Annotated in this window: 15 protein-coding genes and 1 tRNA gene; 11 read left to right on the top strand and 5 right to left on the bottom strand. The window is 48.9% G+C overall.

Translation table 11 applies throughout. The features are described from left to right. Positions 1 to 11: 11 nt before the first annotated feature. The 4 genes from AC1HCU_RS01230 to AC1HCU_RS01215 all read left to right on the top strand — a co-directional run bounded on the left by AC1HCU_RS01230 (position 12) and on the right by AC1HCU_RS01215 (position 5,872). Positions 12 to 1,331, top strand: coding sequence for a glycerate kinase type-2 family protein (locus AC1HCU_RS01230; protein WP_480368068.1), 1,320 nt, complete (start codon positions 12 to 14; stop codon positions 1,329 to 1,331). Positions 1,332 to 2,302: 971 nt separating this feature from the next. Further along, entirely contained in the window at positions 2,303 to 3,406 is a 1,104-nt protein-coding gene (locus tag AC1HCU_RS01225) for a cellulase family glycosylhydrolase (protein WP_480368066.1), read from the top strand. A gap of 35 nt (positions 3,407 to 3,441) precedes the next feature. Further along, positions 3,442 to 4,425 (top strand): hypothetical protein, encoded by a 984-nt coding sequence (locus AC1HCU_RS01220; RefSeq protein ID WP_480368063.1) that lies wholly within the window; start codon positions 3,442 to 3,444, stop codon positions 4,423 to 4,425. Between the two features lie 211 nt (positions 4,426 to 4,636). Further along, a complete protein-coding gene (locus tag AC1HCU_RS01215; protein WP_480368060.1) occupies positions 4,637 to 5,872 on the top strand; it encodes an ATP-binding protein in 1,236 nt (411 codons plus the stop codon). A gap of 115 nt (positions 5,873 to 5,987) precedes the next feature. On the opposite strand, the gene AC1HCU_RS01210 is transcribed toward AC1HCU_RS01215, so the two are convergent. After that, positions 5,988 to 6,062 (bottom strand) — tRNA-Pro (locus AC1HCU_RS01210). 194 nt (positions 6,063 to 6,256) lie between these two features. Here AC1HCU_RS01210 and AC1HCU_RS01205 point away from each other — a divergent pair. The 3 genes from AC1HCU_RS01205 (at position 6,257) to aspS (ending at position 11,452) form a co-directional block, all read left to right on the top strand. Next, positions 6,257 to 7,903, top strand: a complete 1,647-nt coding sequence (locus AC1HCU_RS01205) for an ATP-binding cassette domain-containing protein (RefSeq protein ID WP_480368057.1) — start codon at positions 6,257 to 6,259, stop codon at positions 7,901 to 7,903. After that, positions 7,896 to 9,560 (top strand): ATP-binding cassette domain-containing protein, encoded by a 1,665-nt coding sequence (locus AC1HCU_RS01200; protein ID WP_480368055.1) that lies wholly within the window; start codon positions 7,896 to 7,898, stop codon positions 9,558 to 9,560. The genes AC1HCU_RS01205 and AC1HCU_RS01200 overlap by 8 nt, the downstream gene beginning before the upstream one ends. Before the next feature lie 137 nt (positions 9,561 to 9,697). After that, positions 9,698 to 11,452 (top strand): aspartate--tRNA ligase, encoded by a 1,755-nt coding sequence (gene aspS / locus AC1HCU_RS01195; protein ID WP_480370985.1) that lies wholly within the window; start codon positions 9,698 to 9,700, stop codon positions 11,450 to 11,452. A gap of 56 nt (positions 11,453 to 11,508) precedes the next feature. On the opposite strand, the gene AC1HCU_RS01190 is transcribed toward aspS, so the two are convergent. Together AC1HCU_RS01190 and AC1HCU_RS01185 are read right to left on the bottom strand one after the other, a co-directional pair. Then, positions 11,509 to 12,831: a Gfo/Idh/MocA family protein gene (locus AC1HCU_RS01190; RefSeq protein WP_480368052.1), complete on the bottom strand. Its 1,323-nt coding sequence runs from the start codon at positions 12,829 to 12,831 to the stop codon at positions 11,509 to 11,511. Positions 12,832 to 12,904: 73 nt separating this feature from the next. Then, entirely contained in the window at positions 12,905 to 13,570 is a 666-nt protein-coding gene (locus AC1HCU_RS01185) for a Crp/Fnr family transcriptional regulator (RefSeq protein ID WP_480368049.1), read from the bottom strand. 80 nt (positions 13,571 to 13,650) lie between these two features. Here AC1HCU_RS01185 and hcp point away from each other — a divergent pair, with 80 nt between their 5' ends. From hcp to AC1HCU_RS01170, 3 genes are all read left to right on the top strand, one after another. Next, positions 13,651 to 15,438, top strand: coding sequence for a hydroxylamine reductase (hcp, locus tag AC1HCU_RS01180; protein WP_480368046.1), 1,788 nt, complete (start codon positions 13,651 to 13,653; stop codon positions 15,436 to 15,438). Positions 15,439 to 15,450: 12 nt separating this feature from the next. Then, entirely contained in the window at positions 15,451 to 16,689 is a 1,239-nt protein-coding gene (locus tag AC1HCU_RS01175) for a DUF438 domain-containing protein (RefSeq protein ID WP_480370983.1), read from the top strand. Between the two features lie 161 nt (positions 16,690 to 16,850). Then, on the top strand, positions 16,851 to 18,500 hold the full coding sequence (locus tag AC1HCU_RS01170; protein WP_480366905.1) for an IS1182 family transposase: 1,650 nt from the start codon (positions 16,851 to 16,853) through the stop codon (positions 18,498 to 18,500). 59 nt (positions 18,501 to 18,559) lie between these two features. Here the strand turns inward: AC1HCU_RS01170 and AC1HCU_RS01165 are convergent, their stop codons facing one another. Further along, positions 18,560 to 19,558: a malate dehydrogenase gene (locus AC1HCU_RS01165; protein WP_480368044.1), complete on the bottom strand. Its 999-nt coding sequence runs from the start codon at positions 19,556 to 19,558 to the stop codon at positions 18,560 to 18,562. Between the two features lie 122 nt (positions 19,559 to 19,680). Next, the gene (locus AC1HCU_RS01160) at positions 19,681 to 21,882 is read right to left on the bottom strand and encodes a sodium-translocating pyrophosphatase (RefSeq protein ID WP_480368041.1); all 2,202 of its coding nucleotides are present in this window, start codon (positions 21,880 to 21,882) and stop codon (positions 19,681 to 19,683) included. A gap of 286 nt (positions 21,883 to 22,168) precedes the next feature. Here AC1HCU_RS01160 and AC1HCU_RS01155 point away from each other — a divergent pair, with 286 nt between their 5' ends. Continuing rightward, a complete protein-coding gene (locus AC1HCU_RS01155) occupies positions 22,169 to 23,374 on the top strand; it encodes an ROK family protein (protein ID WP_480368039.1) in 1,206 nt (401 codons plus the stop codon). Positions 23,375 to 23,450 lie beyond the last annotated feature (76 nt).

The raw sequence follows: 23,450 nt of genomic DNA, 5'->3' as shown, positions 1-23,450 counted from the left end.
TGTAACCTGCCATGAGAAAAATCGCAGAACAGATATTTCTTGCTGGCGTGGAACACGTTCTCCCCGACAGGCTGATAGCGCAACAGGTCAACCGGGAGGGCAGCCTGCTGCATATAGCAGGCCGCACCTACCCACTTTCCCCGGACGGACGGGTATATGTGCTGGCGGCGGGCAAGGCGGCGGCACTGATGGCGAAGGAGACGGAGAATATCATGGGGGACCTCATCACCGATGGGCTTGTGGTGACCAAGTATGGACATGGGAGCATGCTGAGCCGTCTCACCCTTACCGAGGCGGGGCATCCGTTACCCGATGCTGCCGGGGTGGAGGCCACACGGCGGATGCTTGCGCTGGCCCGCCGGGCGGAGAAAGATGATCTGGTGATTTGCCTGATCTCCGGTGGTGCCTCGGCACTGATGGCCGATGTCCCTGAAGGAGCCACCCTCGACGATCTGACACAGGCCAGTGACCTGCTGGTACGTTGCGGCGCCGACATCTCCGAGATCAATACCGTCCGCAAGCATCTCTCCGGGGTGAAGGGGGGACAGCTGGCCAAGGCAGCTACTCCCGCCACGGTGATCACGCTGATTCTTTCCGATGTGATTGGCGACCCTTTGGATGTCATCGCCTCCGGTCCCACAGCTCCCGACAGCAGCACCTTCGCCGATGCACTGACCGTAATAGGGAAATATGCGCTCGGGGATCGTTTTCCAGCAATGCTACTGGATCATCTGCGCCGGGGGGCGGCAGCTCTTCTTCCGGAGACACCGAAACCGGGAGATCCTGTCTTCAGTCACGTCTACAACCATATTGTCGGAAGCAACCGGCTGGCGCTCGAGGCAGCGGCCCGCAGGGCCGGGGAGCTCGGTTTTGAAGCACACATCATCACCGATGCACTGCAGGGGGATTACAGCGTTGTGACAGATTTTATTCTCCACACCATTGAAGAGGCTCCGTATCAAAATCTCGCTAAACCGCTCTGCCTCCTTTTTGGCGGGGAGCCCACATTGCAGGTGAGCGGCACAGGGCTGGGCGGACGCAACCAACACCTGGCACTCCGGTTGGCTACGCATATAGATTCCGCCAGGGAGATCACCATCCTCTGTGCCGGTACAGACGGCACCGATGGTCCCACCGATGCGGCAGGCGCAGTGGTGGACAGTCGCACCCTCCCAGATGCACGGAAGAAACAGGTCGATGCTTTCGACCACCTCTCCCGGTTCGACTCCTACCACTTTTTCCAACAGGCCGGAGGGCATATCATCACCGGCAATACCCGTACCAATGTGATGGATATGGTGGTGGTGCTGCTACCGGTCCCGGGTCCGTAGTCTCTGTTTTTTTGACAAGAATAAGCTCAACCAATATTTCAGTCCAATCTCCAATCAGGTAGTTTTACTGACCGCACCGGTCAGCTACCCCGATTAAATACCGTTACAATATCACGAAGCACCGAGGAGGCCATGCGTTTGTATAATTCTAATATTGCTTGATTACTCGGGAGGATAATCACGTAAGGTTGTAATTATAGCAGTATGGTGCGATTGGAAGGATCTGATTCTCGAAATCGATTGACTCAAGTGCAATCATTTCAATTCCAGTATGGTGCGATTGGAAGCATGCGAAATTTCATCAATTCGGAAAGCACCGACAAGCTGTTGTTTAAAATGGCGATAAACACACCGTGCATGAGGTGATACTGGAAAACGTGAAAATCAACGGAAAACCGGTTACCTCCAATGATAACCGGATTGAGAATCTAAACGCACGCCTGATCATCCGTTCCGGTAGTTTCTAGTCCAATCACAAGTCCCGACACGCTTTGCATTTTGATTACTGAGTGGATGCGCACTTGAGCATCGCTCTCTCGATGGTCAGATAGACGGGATCGTTACGATGCTTTTCGATATCGTAATCAGGAAATACGGCGAGTTATTTTATAATAAAGTACGATAAATTTCACGGAATATTAAAACAAATAATGATCCAAATGCATTACGGGTTCCAATTATTATTGTTGGCTATGATTTTTTGAAGAGGTAGATACAGACTTTGCATTGCATGAGAAATGCATGATTATTGAAAAGTTGTAAATAAAAAGAAAAATTTAAACTAAATTTGCATCGGTCACATCTTTGGTTATTTCACATTGTAGATTCAATCACAAATAGTACACTATAATCAAGGGCTGTGGAAATCCTGAATTTACTCTTTTTGTATGGATAAATTATGGAAAAGCACGGAATAAATCCTGAATTAATCAATGAAAAATAAATATGTTATTAGTTTTATTCAATAAAAAATGAATGTGAAAAAGTACTTTTTTTTATCGTTAGTGATAGCAACAGCGATTACCTTTGTTTCGTGCAATCAATCGCAAAAAAAGAATGAGACAAGCGAAAAACCGATTCGTGAAGTGTGGACCGATGAACAGGCAAACACATGGTATAACGGTGTAGACTGGCTGAGAGGAAGTGATTTCATTCCGAGTACAGCCATTAATCAACTTGAAATGTGGCAAGCCGAAACCTTTGATCCCGAAACCATTGATCGTGAATTGGGCTATGCTCAAAGCATCGGATTTAATTCCATGCGTGTTTATTTGCACCATCTGGCCTGGCAAATCGACACCACTGGTTTTAAAAACAGGATGAATCAATACCTGGACATTGCAGATAAACACGGTATTTCAACGCTTTTTGTACTCTTCGACGATTGCTGGAACCCTACTTACCAGGCCGGCAAACAACCGGAACCGAAACCGGGCATCCACAACTCGGGATGGGTGCAAGATCCGGGAGATTCAATCCATATCAATCCGGGCATGGTCGGTTCGTTGGAAAAATACGTAAAAGACATTCTCTCTTCATTTGGTAACGACAAACGAATCGTTTTGTGGGATTTGTATAACGAACCTGGAAATTCGGATCACGGAAACAAAAGTATGCCTTTGCTCGAAAAAGTTTTCAAATGGGGACGGGAGATTAATCCTTCACAACCCTTATCAGTTGGTGTGTGGAAATGGGATCTGAAAGAATTGACTGATTATCAAATTAAAAATTCGGATGTGATTACATATCATAATTATGGCGATTCCATTAATCACAAATGGTATATCGATACATTAAGATCATTGTCTTCCAAACCGCTAATATGTACCGAATATATGGCACGCACGCGCAACAGTTTGTTTAAAGATATTTTACCGATATTGAAAAGAGAACAGATTGGAGCTTATAACTGGGGACTGGTTTCAGGAAAAACAAACACTATTTACGCGTGGGACACCCCTATGCCGGACGGAGCCCAACCAAAACTTTGGTTTCATGACATTTTTCATCAGGACGGAGCACCTTATAAACAGGACGAAGTGGATCTGATAAAAAGTCTTACAGGTGTTAACTAGGTTAAATTACGAAAAGTTCCCAATCATCAAGGTCTATGGAAATCCTGAATTATTTTATTTTTATTACCCTCGTTCTGCCACTTACGGCTTGCGACAAAGGAATAAATAAAAACGAGGATGAAGCGATTGACAAGAAGGAAATAACTATCCCCACTCCTTTAATTGATTTTGACGGTGCAACCTATCGTGGCATTCAGGGTGGATTGTACCCAAATGAATCAAACCAAAGGCCGTACGCTCATAATAATGCCGGCATTGAAATTTCAAAATCAATTCGCCCGTTAAATGAATCAGGTATCGAAGACCCAGCCAATGGTAAAATAGTATGGATGTCCGTCGGCATGTCGAACACCACCCAGGAGACATCAGTTTTTATTGACCAGATGAAAACTTTCACTGACAAACATCCGAAACTGGTTTTGATAGACGGCGCCCAAGGGGGTCAGGATATTAATAAAATAAACAACCCGGAAGCACCCTATTGGGACGCTGTAAATACTCGTTTGGCCAATAGCGGTCTGATTCCCTCACAGGTTCAGATAATCTGGTTTAAGGAAGCAGAAGCCGGACCTTCGGACACCTCTTTCGTCACTTATCCCAACGCATTGAAAATGAAGTATAGATCGGTCATGAAGATGTTGAAATCTAAATTTACAAATCTAAAAATAGTCTATTTAAGCAACAGGATTTATGCCGGTTACGCCACAACAAAATTAAATCCCGAACCTTTTGCGTGGTATACGGGATGGGCAATAAAAAAATTAATCGAAGAGCAGATCAACGGGGACAACGAATTAAGTTTCGCAGGTGCAAATCCTAATGCAGCCTGGCTTTCTTGGGGACCATATCTTTGGGCCGATGGTACTGCTCCGAGAAGCGACGGTCTTTATTGGGTACGGGATGATTTCCAAGCAGACGGTACACACCCAAGCATGTCCGGCAGAAAAAAGGTTGCTGATCTTTTGATAAATTTCTTCTCGACGGATGAGACCGCGAAATACTGGTTCCTGGCGCCATAATAAACAAGTGGCTCACCACGCGATGGGGTCGGCTCCCAGTGGTCAGTTATCTGATGACACAGCTGGAAACTTCGGTCGATAAAGATGTGGCTCTCGTTTCCAGAATCCACCGATTACCCAGGGGCATGTTTTACTTCGAAAGTAATTCCATTTTTACCCACAAAATTGTCCATATTTACCCACAAATTATTATATTTGCAGTAAATTAGACATGATTAAACGTTTTATATATACGCAGATATCAAAAGCACAGCAAGACACGCCAGTGGTAATGATAACAGGAGCAAGGCAAACCGGAAAGACCACTTTTTGTCAACAGTTATTAAAAGATGGAGTTTTTTCTGGTAAATATGTCACCTTGGACGACCCGTCGGTATTAGCCACTGCTCATTCAGATCCAATGGGTTTCTTGTTGGATATTGGAGAGAATATAATTATTGATGAAGTACAACGCGCACCTGAGCTATTTTTAAGTCTAAAGAAATTGATTGATGACAATCGCAATCGTAGAATCATCCTTACAGGATCTGCCAATGTGATGCTTCAACCCAAAATAGCAGATTCATTAGCCGGAAGAATCGAAACACACCAGCTTTGGCCATTTTCTGTTGATGAAATAACTGGAAATAAGAGTGTTTTCCTGGATAATTTAATCAAAGACAAGAATAACTTCAAGTCTATTCCTACGAGTTGGGAAGAGATTATTAAACTGATAAGACGAGGGGGATATCCCGAAGTTATAAACCGTACCTCGGATAGCAGAAGAGCAAAGTGGCTGCAAGCTTATATTGAATCTATCCTGCAAAAAGACATTCGAGACCTGGCCAATATTGATGGCCTGATATTCATGCCTAAAATCTTAAACCTGCTGAGCGTGAGAGTGGGAAGCACAATCAACATGTCTGACATTGCCCGATTGACTGGAATCAAGAACAGTTCTTTTCAACGTTATATGGCATTGTTGGAACAGGTTTTTATGATCGTAAAAATTCCCGCATGGACTCCCCATGCTGAAGGGCAATTTGTGAAATCCCCAAAAATATTTTTAAATGATACCGGCTTATTGTGTCAGCTGGCGAATAATGGCGACGACCTATTGCAAGACCGAACACAGGCAGGACATTTTGTAGAAAATTTTGTAGCCATGGAGATACTGAAACAGATCAGTTGGTTCAACGACCCATTAAAATTAATGCATTTTAGCATGCACAAAGGTGCTGAGGTGGACCTGGTGATCGAAGATCAAAAAAAGATGATCTATGGAATCGAAATTAAATCAAAATCGTCCTTGAAACCAGATGACTTTAAAGGTCTAAAGAAGTTAGCCCAATTGGCAGGCCCTAAATTTAAAAAAGGCATATTGCTGTATACGGGAGAACATGTGTTGGGCGGATTTGGAGGTAATAATTTACAAGCAGTACCAATAAATAATGTTTGGGGCGAATAATATGATTCATTTCATTCAAAATATCGGTGAAAATTTTGCCAGCAACTACTTCGATGAAAATTTATCAAAAAAAAACACCTACCTGAATTAACAGATAAGTGTTTGATTTTCAACGTCGGGGTACCAAGATTCGAACTTGGGACCCCCTGCTCCCAAAGCAGGTGCGCTAACCGGACTGCGCTACACCCCGAAACATTGCGAGTGGATGTGATTCGCGGATGCAAAAGTAGTATATTTTTCTGAGAAACAAAAAGGATTGCTTCTAAAATTAAATTTCGATCTATCTTCTCCGGCCGGCTTTTGTATTGGAATCCAAAATAACTATCTTTGTCCCTCATCACCCACATCCCCGAGTTAAGGGAAATTAAAAATCACAGGCAATCGATGAGTACAAAACAACAGAGTGCCTCCGGATGGCTCGGCAAAAGAATGGCAGCGGCGAGGAGTACCTATGCCATTGCCTCGCTGTTCACCCTGCTCAGCGCGGGGAGCTTTGCGGCCTTCAGCTGGTATTTGTCTGAATTCGCAGCTTCGTGGCTCAACAATGGAAACCTGCTCCCCAAGACGCTGCTGTCGGCACTGGCATTCCTTGCAGGGCGGTACCTTTTCGCCCACTTCGAGTCGCGTTCCAACTACCGGGCTGGAAATACCATTGTGGCCGGCATCAAAAAGGAGCTTTACCCGGTGTTGATGCGGGAAAACCGGTTCGACTCCACCACCGGCGCGCTGTATATGACCAAAATCAGTGACGACCTGAAGCCCTACTTTGCATTTTTTATTCCCTATTCCGTGGCGACGGCCGTGGTGAGTATCCTGCTGCTGGTGATCTGCTTCTTCCTGGAAAAATGGGTGGCACTCATCCTGATGGTCTCCCTGTTCGTGATCCCCGTGCAGATGGCCGTCATCGGCATCGGCGCCGAAGCCATACACAAGAAGCATACAGCTCTCTTCCTGAAATACTCGGCGGTATTTTATAACCGGCTGAAAACAATCGCGGAGATCGTCAACCTCGACAACCTCTTGCCGCAATACCGGTTCTTGTCGCGCAAGAGCGAAGAGCTCAACCAGGCAACCATCAGTGTCATGCGGGTGGCCATCCTCTCCTCGGCAGTGCTTGAACTGTTTGTCACCATCGCCATTGCCGCCATCGCCATTTACCTTGGCTTCAGCTTGATGGGAATCATGAACGGCCCTAACTACGGCAAGGGGTACGACTTTGGCACGGCGCTGTTCCTGCTTACCATCACGCCCTATTTCTTCTTTTACATCCGGAAGTTCGTGAGTGCGTATCACGACCGGAACAGGGCACTGGCTGCGGCCGACCTGCTCATGCCACTGCTTAACCGCACGGCGGAAACACCACCTACAGATCTGGATGAAACATTTGACCACATCACAATCAGCAACCTCAGCTTTGCTTATCCCGACTCGCCGGTGAAGGTGCTGCACGAGATTCATCAACAATTTCCCAAAAAAGGACTAGTGCTGGTGAAAGGCATCTCGGGATCGGGAAAATCGACCCTCCTCAAAATATGCGCCGGCAGTCTTGCCGCACACGAAGGGACCGTTTCGGTCAACGGACGGGATAACGTTTGGTCCCGCCACTGGCTTAAAGCGAATACGGCCTACATGAACCAGTTTCCGTTTATCTTCGACGGTACGCTACACTATAACCTCCTCTTGCAACGGGAAACGACCGGCGAAGAATCCTTTCCCGAATTCATGCAGCAGATTGTCGCAAAAAAGGAGGATGGATGGGATACCGTTTTAACTCACAACGGAAGACAGCTTTCCGGCGGTGAACGACAACTGGTAACCCTGGCACGAATGATGATGCACCCACGGCCGGTGGCGATCCTCGATGAGCCTACAGCCAACCTGGATGCCGGCACGGTAGAGGTTATCCTGCAGGAGATTGTGAAGATGGCAGGGGAACGACTGGTAATTGTGGCCTCCCATGAACAGCGGTTCGAAGAAGTGGCCCACAGGGTGCTTAACTTAAACTGGGGAGAACAGATGGCCTATGCGTGAGTTTATGGTGACATATATCCTGCGGCCCTTCAGGGGACGATGGCGGAATGGCTTTCTCCTGCTGGCGCTCTGGACGGTGGCCTTCGTAGCTATGCCCGCCCTGTCGGGATGGTTCCTGGCTATCAGCAGCGTGGTATTTATCACAGCAAACACCACGTTCGCCTACCTTATCCCATCCTCCATCATCCGGCTGCTTTCGCTGCTGCGTACCGCCACCCGCTATTATGAGCGGCTGGAAAACCACAAGACCACACTGAACGTGCAGCAAAGCCTGCAGTTGAAAATATTTTCTTCGGTAGCCCGGCTACCCTATTTTCGTAAACAGGTGAGTAACAATTCGTCGCTTCTGGAAAACAGCACCCACGGTACCGACCAGATACTGAATCACATCCTGCTGTGGCTGTTGCCTTTTGCGGCGCTGATTCTGACGGTGGGTGTCTATTATCTCTTCCTGGCGCTCTTCTCACAGGTGATTGCACTGGAGTTTCTGATCTCGTCGTCCATCCTGTTGTTTCTGGTGCCCCAGCTCACCTTCCGCAGGAACAAACTGCTGCACGGGCAGCTGAAAGCGGTACGTGAGGAAACACACCAGATACTCATCGAGGGCTTCAGGGGAAGAATAGAAATATCGAAATACAACCTGGAGGAGAAAGCGATTGCCCGCCACGAGCAGATGCGGCAACAGCTTGAGCGACTGGAAAACAAAATCCAGTTCAACTCTTTCTACCTGCAGCTCATTGCCGGCCTCGGCTTCAGCTACATCGCCGCCTTCCTCCTCTGGCATTCGGGGCAGCAGCAGTTGGATGCATCCCTCGCCATCGGCATCTTCTTTGGCATCATGGCCCAGGCGGAGCTGGCCGAGATGCTCTTTTCGGGAAAATCGGAAAAGAGTGCGGTGGAACAACAAGTAAGGGATATAAAATCGATTTTTGATGAAGGGGCTGAACAGGCAGAAGTGGTCGCTGCAAGCCATGAACAAGGCGAGACCAAGAGAGCAGGCGGGAGTGCTGGACCGGCAGAGGTAGTCGCTGTCTCCGACCCATTAAAGCAGCTGCGCATGGCAAACATTGAAGCGGTAGTACCCGGCACTCCGGTACGTGTGGGGCCGGTATCACTGGAGATTGGCAGGGGCGAATGGGTAGCCATCTACGGGGAAACAGGCAAAGGCAAAACCACCTTGCTGAACAGCCTCTTCTATCCCGAGTACCGGAAGGGAGGGACACTGGCCTGGAACGAAACGGACAAATTGCTACACCTCCCGGTACCGGAAGCCATCTATGTGACACAGAAAGCATATCTACTCACGGGAACGCTGCGTGAGAACTTCGAGGGTTATGCCGACGAGGAGATTGACAGGGCACTGCAGACGGTGGACCTGGCTTCGTGGCGCGCCTCCCTGCCGGAGGGACTGGCGAGCTGGCTAGGTGAGAACGGCGAGACCCTGAGCGGAGGACAGCGCAAAAAACTGCTGCTGGCACAGGCACTCCTCAAGAAGCCGCAGCTACTGGTGGTGGACGAGCCTACGGCGGGCATCAGCAGGGAAAACGCAATCGCCATATTCCAAAACATTCAGGTACAACACCCCGGCATCTCCATCCTCATGGCCACACACCTGAAAGAGTTTGAACAGGTGGCCGATAAAGTGATAAAGATATGAACGTTTTCGTCAAGCAAGAGCAGAACAAATTTATTTGTTTTGCCGAGCGCAGAAAACGACTAATGTAATTGAAGCTTTTCACGCGATAATTGTGTACATTTGCACTTCAAAAGCAACACAAAATAACGGTTACTTATATGTTCAGAAACAGTACGTGCGGCGAGCTCAGGCTGGCCGATGCAAACAGGGAGGTTACACTGGCGGGGTGGGTATCCAAAATCCGCAAGATGGGAGGCATGACGTTTATCGATCTGAGGGACAGGTACGGAATCACACAACTCTCTTTTAATCAGGAGGTAAATCACGACCTGTGCGAGCAGGCCAACAAACTGGGCCGCGAGTGGGTGATACAGGTCACTGGCACCGTGAAGGAACGCTCCAGTAAAAACAGCCATATCCCCACAGGCGACATCGAGATCATTGCCTCTGAACTGACTGTGTTGAATGCTTCACAAACACCGCCCTTCACCATTGAGACGGATACCGACGGCGGCGACGAGCTGCGGATGAAATACCGCTATCTCGACCTGCGTCGCAATGTGGTGCGCCAGAACCTGGAACTGCGCCACCGCATGGCGTTCGAGACACGACGTTACCTTGACGAAAGGGCCTTCCTGGAGGTAGAAACACCGGTGCTGATAGGCTCCACGCCCGAGGGAGCACGCGACTTCATCGTACCCTCACGCATGAACCAGGGCGAGTTCTACGCCCTGCCCCAGTCGCCTCAACTCTTCAAGCAACTGCTGATGGTGTCGGGATTCGACCGTTACTTCCAGATCGTAAAATGTTTCCGTGACGAAGACCTGCGGGCGGACCGCCAACCGGAGTTCACCCAGATCGACTGTGAGATGTCGTTCGTGCAGCAGGAGGATGTACTGAACACTTTCGAAGGACTCACCAAACATCTCTTCAAAACAATCAAGGGGATGGAAATTCCCGATTTCCCCCGCATAAGTTATGCCGATGCCATGCAGCAATATGGTTCTGACAAGCCGGATATCCGTTTTGAGATGAAGTTCACAGAACTGAAAGACTTGACCGCCGGGCGCGATTTCGGAGTCTTCGACTCGGCAGTGTATGTGGGTGCCATCTGTGCGGAGGGATGCGCCGTCTACACCCGCAAGCAGCTGGATGAACTGACCGACTTTGTGAAACGCCCGCAGATTGGTGCCAAAGGGTTGATCTATGTGCGTTACAACGAAGACGGGTCGCTAAAATCATCGGTCGACAAGTTCTACAATGAGGCCGACCTCAAGCTGTGGGCCGAGCGCTGCCACGCCAAGCCGGGCGACCTGATCCTCATGCTGGCAGGTGAAACGGAGAAAACACAGAAGCAGCTGTGTGAGCTGCGCCTTGAGATGGGATCACGCCTCGGGCTGCGGGACAAGAACAACTACAAATGCCTGTGGGTGGTCGACTTCCCCCTGCTGGAGAAAGACGAAGAGCTGAACCGCTTCTTTGCGAAACATCATCCCTTCACCTCTCCCAAGCCGGAAGACATTCCACTGCTGAACACCGATCCCGGGGCTGTGCGGGCCAATGCCTATGACCTGGTGATCAACGGCGTGGAGATTGGCGGCGGCTCCATCCGTATCCACAACAGCGAGCTGCAGCAGAAGATGTTCTCGGTGCTGGGCTTCACCCCGGAACGGGCACAAGAGCAGTTCGGCTTCCTGATGAATGCCTTCAAATATGGTGCCCCCCCCCACGGAGGGATCGCCTTCGGCCTGGACCGCTTTGTATCCATCTTCGCAGGTCTCGACAGCATCCGCGACTGTATTGCCTTCCCCAAGAACAATGCCGGGCGCGATGTGATGATCGACGCGCCTTCACGGGTGGAACAGGAGCAGCTCGACGAGCTGGGCATCCTGCTCAAACCGGTAAAACAATAGGAGTCAAAAAAAAGCTGCCCGCAGGCAGCTTTTTTAATTCAGTACCAGCTATTTCATTAAAGGCTGTATCCTTCGCTGTAGGTTTTGCTGTACAGCCGGTGCGCACTGGCTTCGGCATCGTCCACAAAAGCTTCTGCAGCGGGATCCCATTTGACGGGACGGCCCAGGTCATAGGCAATGTTCCCCAGCGTACACACGGTGCAGGAACGGTGTCCTATCTCCACGGGAACCGCCGGGTCTGTCTTGCTCTTCAGTGAATTGATAAAGTTCTCCAGATGGGGGATCTTCGTTTCATAAGCCCCTTCGGCCTTTTCCACCACCGGTGGCAACAGGCTGTCGTCGGAAGCAAGGTAATGTCCCCGGGATACTTCTATCCATCCCTTGTCGCCCCAGAATTTCACGCCCTTGGTTTGTTTTTCGTTGAACGGCTCCTCGGTCATCACTGCGCCATCGGCATATTTGAAGGTGAGATATTTTGTGTCTTTGTAGCCAGCGGGTATGATCTCAACCGGACCACTTCCATCCATGCCAAGCCCCCACTGGGCTATGTCGAACATGTGTGCCCCCCAGTCGGTAGTAAATCCGCCCCCCAGCTCCTTGTACCAGCGCCAGGCTCCCCAGAACTCTTCATTCTTTTCGGGATCGAGAGAGATGGGCGGGTTGAGCTGTGCATTGTAATGTACAAACTCCGACGGACCCAGCCACAGAGGCCAGTTCAAGTCGGCAGGTACCGGTTCCTCGGGCAGGTCGTACGGTGTGGGAGGTCCGCCCACATACGCATTTATCCTTTCCACCTTCCCGATTTTCCCTTCCTGCACCATCTTCACTGCATGCTGGAAGTTGGCATCGGAACGCTGCTGACTGCCCACCGCCAGGATCACGCCATTGTCGCGTACGGCCTTGACCAGCTTCTGGCCCTCCTGAATGGTAAAGGTGAGCGGCTTCTCCAGATAGATGTTTTTCTTGGCAGCAGCTGCATCCATGGCCATGAATGCATGCCAGTGGTCGGGGCTGGCAATCACCACCGCATCGATGTCTCCACGGGCAATCAGATCCTTGTAGTTTTCGTATACCTCCACCACGGGAGGCTGTTCCTGCGATGCGTAATGTTCATTCACACGCTTGAGAAAACGTTCTCTCTTGATGCCATACACATCACTTCCGGCCACTACCTGCACGCCCTCAATGCCGAGGTAACCGTTTAAAAGGTACATCGACTGCCGGCCAAGGCCGATAAATCCGAGCCGAATGACCTCTTCACCGCTCCCGGCAGCCTTGTTCTGTTTACATGAAGCAAGGAACTGCGGAAACATGGCCACGCCAATCGCACCCACGGCGGCCGTCTTGATAAATTTCCTTCTTGATAATTGATTACTCATGACTTAGAAATAATTTAGAGATGTAATTTTTTTCTTTCCTCTGGCAAATATAGGGTTTTAATTCGGAATCTCCTCATACCATCTCCTCCAGCTTATGCCGGTCGAGCACGGTAAGCTCTCTTTTATACAACCGGATGGCTCCCTCACGGATCATCTCACCCAGGGTGCGCGCCAGCGAGGGACGCTGTACTCCGAAATATTCGGCCAGTTGCGACTGCGTTCTCCTTAACATGAACGAGGGATCCCGGGGATCGGTATTCTCAAGAATATAAAGCGACAATTTACCTCTCAGGCTTTTGATCGACATCATCTGTACCTTCTTTGAAAGGAAGACGGTCATATTGGAACTCACCCGCATAAAGTTGATCATCAGCGTTTCATTCCGCATCATCTCCTTCAGCCACGAAGATTTGGGGATCACATAGAAAACAGTTTCCTCCATGGTAATCACATCTACCGGATAGCGGTTTTCGACAGCAACCATAAAGGCGGGCGCCAGCGGCCTCACCGGCTCAATAAATTCTATCTCCAGTACATTTCCCTCCTTGGTCACCATCTCGGTGCGCACCAGCCCGTCCATCAGCAGAAAAAGATTAAGAACGGGATCGCCCTGTCTTACCACATACTGTCCCTTTTCCACCCTGCGCTCTTCGCTCACGGCTCGTTCGAGTATCTTTTGCGTTTCATCGGGAGAAAGATGAAAGAAAAGCGGACAGGATGAAAAATTGTATGTAGCCATTGTTTTGTTTGCTCACAAAGATAGGATAAATAAAAAATATGATGACATAAAATGGCAGTTTTCGCCGGGGCGATTAAAAGATGTTAAACGAGTCGAAGTGTAACTCAGGTTACAAAAGTCCCGATAGGGAAACGATAATTTTGCAGCGGTTATCAGAATTAATCACGAAAATAAAATCATATATGGAAAAAATGTTTTGTTATCAGTGTCAGGAAACCAGTAGAAACGAGGGATGCACGATAAAGGGCGTCTGCGGCAAAACGGCCGACGTGGCCAACATGCAGGACCTGCTGCTGTTTCTCTGCAAAGGGATATCCCACTACACGGTACGCCTGAGGACACTGGGAATTGAGATTCCCCAGATCAACAGGTTTATTACAGACAGCCTGTTCATGACGATTACCAATGCCAATTTCGACAAGAACAGGTTCATTACCCGCATCCTGATGGCCTACGAGATGCGGAACGCTGCCAAAGAGCGCCTGATCTCCGCCGGAGGAAGCGTGGAAGGAATCACCTATGAGGGAGCTTTCTGGAGTGGAGAAACCGAGGATGAAATGAATGTGAAATCCCTTGAAGTGGGTGTGCTCGCCAGCAGGGACGAAGATGTCCGCTCACTGCGTGAACTTGTTACCTACGGGTTAAAGGGAATGGCTGCCTACGCGGAACATGCCTACAACCTGAAATATGAACAGGAGAGCATCTATGCTTTTATGCAGCAGGCACTGGTGGCCGTCACCAATGATACACTCTCCGTGGATAAACTGACAGCACTCGTGCTGGAGACCGGCAAACAGGGAGTGGAAGTAATGGCGCTTCTCGACAAGGCCAACACCTCGAGCTACGGACATCCGGAAATCACGAAGGTGAACCTGGGCGTGCGCAGCAATCCGGGCATCCTCATCAGTGGGCATGATCTGAAGGACATGGAAGAGCTGCTGAAACAAACCGAAGGTAGCGGCGTGGATGTATATACCCACAGCGAGATGCTTCCTGCAAACTATTATCCCGCATTCAAGAAATACAGCCATTTCGTGGGGAACTACGGCAGCTCATGGTGGCATCAGACCGAAGACTTTGAACATTTCAACGGCGTGATCCTGTTCACCACCAACTGCATAGTGCCGCCAAAAAAGTCATCGACCTATACCGACAGGGTGTACACCACGGGGGCCTCCGGGTTTGAAGGATTCAAACATATAGGTAACAGGAAGGATGGGAAACCCAAGGATTTCTCGGCGCTGATTGCACACGCCAAACAGTGTGCCGCCCCTGAAGAGATTGAAACCGGGGAGATCACGGGTGGTTTTGCACACAACCAGGTGATCGCGCTAGCCGACAAGGTGGTGGAGGCCGTGAAGACGGGAGCCATCCGCAAGTTCTTCGTCATGGGTGGCTGCGACGGCAGGATGAAAGGACGCAACTACTACACCGAGTTTGCGGAAAATATGCCCAAGGATTGTGTGATCCTCACTGCAGGTTGCGCCAAGTACCGCTACAACAAACTGCCCCTGGGCGATATCAACGGTATCCCCCGCGTACTGGATGCGGGACAGTGTAACGACAGCTACTCCCTGGTAAAGATCGCACTCGCGCTAAAAGAGGCTTTCGCCCTTGATGACCTCAACGACCTGCCCATAGCCTACAACATTGCCTGGTACGAACAGAAAGCGGTGATTGTACTGCTGGCACTGCTCTCCCTGGGCGTGAAGAATATCCACCTCGGCCCTACCCTGCCGGCATTCCTCTCACCCAACGTGGTGAACGTGCTTGTCAATAACTTCGGCATCTCGGGCATCACCACAGTAGATGAGGACATGAGAATACTGCTGGGCGGACAAAAACAACAACAGCGTGTAAACGCTTAAAAAAGAATCATGATGAGCGAATTTATCAACAACGCAACAAAGCGAAAGGAGCAACTGAAGCACCTCCTGCTTGAACTGCATAACGGTGGAAACCCGGCCCTGCTACGCCGGCATCTGATCAGTGCCCTGAAAAATATTCCCTACAACGAGGTGGTGGAAGTAGAGCAGGAGCTGATTAACAGCAACGCGCTCACAGAAGAGGAGATACTGGACTTTTGTGACCTGCATACGGCGGTACTCGACGGGAGTATCGACTTGCAGGGAGCCAAAGAAATCCCTACAGGCCATCCGGTGGACACCTTCCAGCAGGAGAACCGTGCCCTTGAAAAGGAGATTGCGGCATACAAAGAGATAAAAAAGAAGATCACCGATATCCACGCTTCACAACTGCCCGGTTACCTGATGCAGCTGCGCACCCTCTTCAACAACCTCTCCGACGTGGACAAACATTACAAACGCAAGGAGTACCTGCTCTTTCCTTTTCTGGAGAAACACCTGGTCACGGGACCTCCCAAGGTGATGTGGGGCAAACACGACGAAACACGGGAGCTGTTGAATAAGGCTCACGAGGTGCTTACTTCCCCGGTTTCATCGGTCGATTTCTTCCGTGCGGCCGGACTGCCTGTACTGGATCATGCCGTAAAGATGACCGCCGGCATGATCATGAAGGAGGAGGAAATCCTTTTTCCCATTGCAATGGATACACTCCAGGAAGAGGAGTGGTACAGGGTGTATCTGGAGACGCCCGAGTTCGGATATTGCCTGTATGATCCGGAAGAGGAATGGCATCCGCAGGGTATGAAAGTGGAAAAGCAGGAATATGCGAAGTCAGATGGCATCAGGCTTTCTTCGGGTGCTTTCAATACCGAAGAGCTGGAGGCGCTCTTCCTGCACCTACCCATCGACATCACCTTTGTGGACAAGAACGACAAGGTGCGTTTTTTCTCGCACAGCCCCAACAGGGTGTTCGAACGCAACCGCGCCATCCTGGGGCGCGACGTGCGCATGTGCCACCCGCCCGGGAGTGTGCACGTGGTGGAACAGATTCTGCAAGATTTTAAGAGCGGAAAAGAAAACAGGGCAGTGTTCTGGATCTCGGGATTTCAAAAAGAGCGTTTCATTGTGATAGAATATCACGCCGTACGCGGAAATGAGGGTGAATACCTCGGCGTGCTGGAGGTGACACAGGATATTACGCAACTGCGCAGGCTGGAAGGAGACAAAAGGCTGCTGTCTTATGACCTGCAATAACTGAACCATTGTACCCGTCACAAGAAAGGAAAAAGGGGCTGTCTCAAAAGAAAGGCAGCCTCTTTTTTTAGTATCAAATTTTTCTTAAAAAAACCTCCTCAAATATTGTTATTTAAACCACTTTTTCATATCTTTATGTCTATATATCAAACACATAAGATATGGCTAAGCCTAAGTTTAAATCCTATAATCAAGGTCAAGTAAGTCTTTTCCCTCCCACTCTGGATGAAAAGGTCCCTCAAAACTCTCCTGCCCGTATCATTAATCAAATTGTGGATAACCTGGACTTGAGTAAAGTCTTCGACACGTATAAAGGTGGGGGTACAACTGCCTATAATCCACGCATGATGCTTAAAGTTGTTCTATACGGCTATCTGAACAATATTTATTCAAGTCGTAAGATCGAGCAGGCACTTACTGATCGAGTTAGTTTCATGTGGCTCTCAGGCAATCAAACACCTGACCATAACACCATAAACCGTTTTCGTTCATCCCATTTAAAAGACTCAATACATGAGGTCTTTACCCAGGTAGTGGTTATGCTTGTTGAAATGGGTTGTTTAAGCCTTGAAGTGGCATATGTTGACGGGACCAAAATTGAATCACGAGCCAACCGCTACACTTTTGTCTGGCGTAAATCCATTGAAAAATACAAAGAGAGACTCGAAGAAAAGATACTTAAAGTCCTTGGAATGATTGAGGAGGGTATCGCCCAGGATAATAACCCTGAGGATGATCCACCTACACCATTCAACAGCGAAGAGTTAAGAAAGCGTGTTGCTCAGATTAATAAAGAGAACCGGAGCAAAGAAGAACAAAAAGCAATAAAGACACTTGAGAACAAGCTTTTACCTAAACTTGAAGAGTATGAGCGGCATTTAGATACTCTGGCAAATCGTAATAGTTATTCCAAGACAGACTGCGATGCAACCTTTATGCGTATGAAAGAGGATCATATGCTCAATGGACAGCTAAAGCCTGCATATAATGTTCAGATAAGTACAGAGAACCAGTTTATAAGCCATTATGATTTTTATCCAAACCCCACCGATACATTAACACTGATTCCCTTTTTGAATGGATTTGAGAATCGTTATAATATTTTGCCCGTCAAGGTTGTGGCTGACTCAGGTTATGGTAGTGAAGAAAACTATGAGTTTATGCAGGGGAATGATATTGAGCCATTTGTAAAGTTCAACTACTTTCATAAAGAACAGAAAAGGGCATTTAAAAAGAACGGCTTTCTCTCTCAAAACCTTTATTATAACGCGGATGAAGATTACTATGTTTGTCCCATGGGTCAGCACATGAACAAGGTAGGAAAGAAAAGAAGCAAAACAGCTAGTGGGTACACATCAACAGCAACTATTTACGAGGCGAAAAACTGTAAGGGTTGTCCTTTGAAATGTCTCTGTAGTAATGCAAAAGGCAATAGAAGGGTGGAAGTAAATCATAACCTTAACCGCCATAAACAGAAAGCAAGGGAACTGTTGACATGCGAAGAAGGAATTTATCATCGAAGTCAGCGTCCTATAGAACCGGAGTCAGTGTTCGGCCAAACTAAATCCAACAAACACTACAATAGGTTCAGACACTTTAATAAAGACAAGGTTTTGATGGACTTTGCAATCTTCGCTATCGCGTTTAACCTCGGAAAACTACACTTGAAGGGATTAGCCGATAAAGAAATACTCTATTTTTTGGAGAAATATGGTCATAAAGGAGATATTATTCTGTTTTTTATAAAAATAGAGATCAACTCTAAAAGTTTCTCATCAATTAATAACAACAATCAGAAAATAGCAGCATGAAAAATTAAAAAAGGAGCTGTCCTTTTGGAACAGCCCCTTTCTGTGATGAGAAAATTATGTTACAGGTTGGGGTTCACGCTGCTCCACTGATCTACTGCCGGGATAATTCCCATGGCGATCACTTCGTCGCGCAGCTTCACCAGGTGTCCGTAGCTCTGCTTGAGTTCTGCAATCTCGGCATCGGTGCCTTTCACTTCTCCGAAGGATACGCCGTTTTTGTCCAACGTGGTTTCCATCGCCATCATGATGTGCCCGAAGTCGGGGGTATTCACATAGCAACCCGAAGGCCAGCGGAAGGCGTCGCCGCCCATGGTGGCCCGGATCATCTCCACGGAGGTGTATGCAGGGCTCTGGAAAGAAGAACGGCCACGCAGCTTGATGATGTTGGCTCCTCCCTTGGTCACGCGTACTTTCAGATCGGCCCATGCCTCGCTGGTCAGCTTGTCGGTTCCGATCAGGTCGGTCAACGGCGTACCGTCTACCTTCGCCGTAGAGGCGAAAACAGCCATCTGCTCGCCATGTCCGCCGTAGGTACGGGCACCGGTCACCTTGCCCTGATCCACACCGAAATGCTTTGCCAGCTCGCTTTGCAGACGGGTACTGTCTAAAGCAGCCAGTGTGGTGACCTGGGAGGGTTTCAGGCCTGAGTAGATCAATGCAACCAGTCCGGTGATGTCTGCCGGGTTGAAGATGATGGTCAAATGCTGTAGTTCAGGGCAATAAGACTTGATATCCTTACCCAGCTGTGCGGCGATTTCGGCGTTCCCCTTCAGCAGGTCTTCACGCGTCATGCCTTCCTTGCGGGGTGCACCGCCGGATGAGATCATGTACTTTGTGCCGGTAAATGCTTCCTTCACATCGGTGGAGAAAGTGAAGTTCACGCCTTCAAAACCGCAGTGACGCATCTCTTCCACCACGCCTTCGAGACCCTGTGCAAACGGGTCGTACAGACAGATATTGGGGGTCAAACGCATCATGGCGGCAGTCTGCGCCATGTTGGAACCGATCATACCGGCAGCTCCTACAATTGTTAACTTGTCGTTCGTTAAAAAACTCATAATTTGTTGTATTTGAATGTTGATAACTCTTCTTGCAGAGGTGATTTTTTCGGACTTCAAATATACAAAATGTTCCCGAAACGAACTTCACCCAATTTAATAATAAACACTAAATCGGAAATTCACAGAAGACTCCACGCTACTGTGAGCCCTGCCATCACGATGGATATCATGCTCATAAGCTTGATCAGTATATTCAGTGAGGGGCCGGAGGTATCCTTGAACGGATCGCCCACGGTATCACCCACCACGGTAGCCTTGTGGGGTTCACTACCCTTGCCACCCAAATGGCCCTCCTCAATGTACTTCTTCGCGTTATCCCACGCACCACCCGAATTGGCCATAAAAACAGCCAGTACGAAGCCGGCACCCAGTCCGCCCACCAGAAGTCCCATTACGCCGGCCACCCCCATCAGCAAACCTGTTGCAACCGGGATAATGATAGCCAGAAGTGAAGGAAGCAGCATTTCGCGCTGAGCACCTCTGGTAGAGATCGACACACAGCGTGCATAGTCGGGTGTGGACTCTCCCGTTAGTATTCCCTGAATTTCCCTGAACTGGCGGCGTACCTCCTCCACCATCTTCTGCGCTGCCCTGCCCACGGCATTCATGGTCAGTCCGCAGAAAAGAAAAGCCATCATGGAGCCTATGAAGATGCCGGCGAGCACCTTTGGGTTCATCAGAGTAACCTCAAAGTAATCCATGAAGTCCACAAAGCTGGCCTTCGCAATCTCCACCGTTTCTCCGTTGGCAAACTCAAGCACGGTGTCACCCAGACGCAACATCCCAATGCGCACCTCTTCCATGTAAGAAGCCATCAGTGCCAGTGCTGTCAATGCTGCCGAGCCAATGGCAAATCCTTTTCCCGTGGCTGCGGTGGTGTTACCCAGCGAATCGAGCATATCGGTTCGCCTTCTCACTTCCGGCTCCAGCCCGCTCATTTCGGCATTTCCCCCGGCATTGTCGGCAATAGGCCCATACGCATCGGTGGCCAGCGTGATCCCCAGCGTGGAGAGCATCCCCACAGCAGCAATCGCAATGCCATACAACCCCATGCTCAGGTTTTCGGCCGATACCATATTGGCTACGTCGAAACGGATGGCAGACAGGTAGGAGAGGAGGATGGCGGCGACGACGGTGCTCACCGGGATCACGGTAGAGACGAAGCCGGTTCCCATGCCGGAGATGATCACCGTGGCCGGCCCTGTTTGGGCACTGTTGGCAATCGCACGCGTGGGCTTATAGGAATGAGACGTGAAGTACTCGGTACCCTGACCGATGACAATGCCTGCCAGCAGGCCGGCAATGACGGAGAACGACAGCCCTATCCAGTTGCTGAATCCGAGCAGGTACAAAATGCCAAATGTACATACGGCAATGAGTACCGCACTCACATTTACACCCCGGTTGAGCGAATCCATCAGCTGTTTCACAGTTGCATTTTCCTTGGTGCGTACCAGAAAGATACCCATGATGGAGAGAAAAACACCGATGGCTGCAATAATCATAGGGGCAAATACCGCGTTCCGCTGCATCGACGGGTTTAATACAAACGCCGAAGCACCCAATGCCGCAGTAGAAAGAATGGAGCCACAGTACGATTCATACAGGTCGGCCCCCATACCGGCCACATCTCCCACATTGTCACCCACGTTGTCGGCAATGGTGGCGGGGTTGCGGGGATCATCCTCCGGAATTCCCGCCTCCACCTTTCCTACCAGATCGGCTCCCACGTCTGCTGCCTTAGTGTAGATTCCTCCTCCCACGCGGGCAAACAATGCCTGGGTGGAGGCACCCATGCCAAAGGTCAGCATGGTGGTCGTAATCATGATTAACTTGTGTCCGGCATCGGCATCATCTACAAAAAAATTAAGAATAAGATACCATGCTGAAATATCTAACAGGGCCAGCCCTACCACCACCAGCCCCATCACGGCGCCGGAACGGAAAGCAATCTGCAGGCCGCTATTGAGTGAACGGCGTACCGCATGGGTGGTCCGCGCGGATGCATAGGTCGCGGTCTTCATGCCGAAGAAACCGGCCAGTCCCGAGAAGAATCCACCCGTGAGAAAGGCAAAGGGTACCCAGTTGTTCTGCAGGCCGAAAAAAGCCATCGTGGCAAAGAGCAGGGCTAGCACGATAAAAACAAGGGCCACCACTTTGTACTGCTGTCTGAGATATGACATGGCACCTTCGCGCACATAGCCGGCAATGGATTTCATTTTTTCAGTGCCTTCACTCTCTTTCATCATCTTCTTATAGAAGTAAAAAGCGAAGGACAGAGCCACTACGGAAGCGGCGGGTACAAGATAAAAGTAATTCACGGTTATATAATTTATTGTTTGTAAAAAGGGTTATCGGAAAACACAATTCAAAATACCTGTTTTCTATTTTACAAAGATGCGGAAAATATCTAAAAAACAAAACAATTGTATTAAAAAAGCGCAAAACAATGAACTTCATTCTTTTCTTTTGATAGTTCGAAATATTTTGTAACTTTGTGAACCTGATTTACATTCATCATCATAAATGATACTCCGACAGCTCGGATGCAGGGATATCAAAGCTAAAACGCAATCTACGTTCATTCACCAAGTTTAAGAAGAAATCATGGTAAAAAACTTTTTTCTAAAAAGCGACAAAAGTCCGAAAAACATACAGATCAAGAAGGACATCATTACGCATTTCATAACCACTGGGAACGACACCATCTCGGAACTGGCAAAAGCACTCGAACTGAGTGTGCCGACTGTAACCAAGTTCATTGCCGAACTTACCGACATGGGACTGATTGCCGAATTTGGCAAGATCAACACTCCCGGCGGCAGACATCCGAGTGTATACGGGTTAAAACCTTCATCAGCCTATTTTGTGGGGGTAGATATGAGCCGACATCACCTGAATATCGCACTGATGGATTTTACCGGCAACATTGTGGACAGCCAGATGGGTATTTCCTACACCTACGAGAATACAACGGAATCCTTCGACAAGCTTTGCGGACTCATCCAGCATTTCATAGACAGAACGGGCGACCTGAAACAAAAAATATTCAAGATAAACCTCAACATATCGGGACGCGTAAATCCCGAATCGGGTTACAGCTATAGCAGTTTTTATTTCAGTGAACACCCAATAAGTGAAACACTGACGAAAAAATTAAATTATAATGTGGGGATCGACAACGATACACGGGCCATGGCTTACGGTGAATACATGAAAGGCGTGGTAGAGGGAGAACAGAATGTAATCTTCGTCAATGTCTCCTGGGGTCTAGGCATAGGAATCATCATAGATGGCAAACCCTATTACGGAAAATCGGGATTTTCGGGAGAATTTGGACATTTCCCCACCTTCGAGAATGAAATCATTTGCCATTGCGGTAAAAAAGGATGCCTCGAAACAGAAGCTTCAGGCCTTGCAATTCACCGGGCCATCCTTGAACGTGTGGCCAATGGTGAAAGTACCATCCTCACCGAAATGGTACATGACATGAACAAGCTGACCCTCACCGACATCATCAAGGCAACCAACATGGAAGATCCCCTTTGCATTGAAATTGTAGAGGAAGTGGGCTACAAACTGGGAAAATATATTGCCGGCCTCATTAACATCTTTAACCCCGAACTGGTCGTTGTGGGCGGACAGGTGGCAGATACAGAAGGATTTATCATGTTGCCTATACGAAGCTCAATCAAGAAATACTCACTTAATCTGGTCAACAAGGATACCCAGATTGTTACCTCCAAACTAAAAAACAAGGCCGGCATTGTAGGTGCCTGCATGATTGCACGAAGCCGCCTCTTCGCTGAGTAAGTGTTAATTTATCACTTATTCGTTTCCTTTTACATCATTTTTCCGTTTTTTGTCCTATTTTTGTGTGTTATTAATT

It is taken from the genome of Proteiniphilum sp. LBM24028 (genome assembly GCF_056629195.1).
The sequence above is the reverse complement of the archived record's forward strand: the minus strand, read 5'-3'. Positions and strand labels throughout refer to the sequence as shown.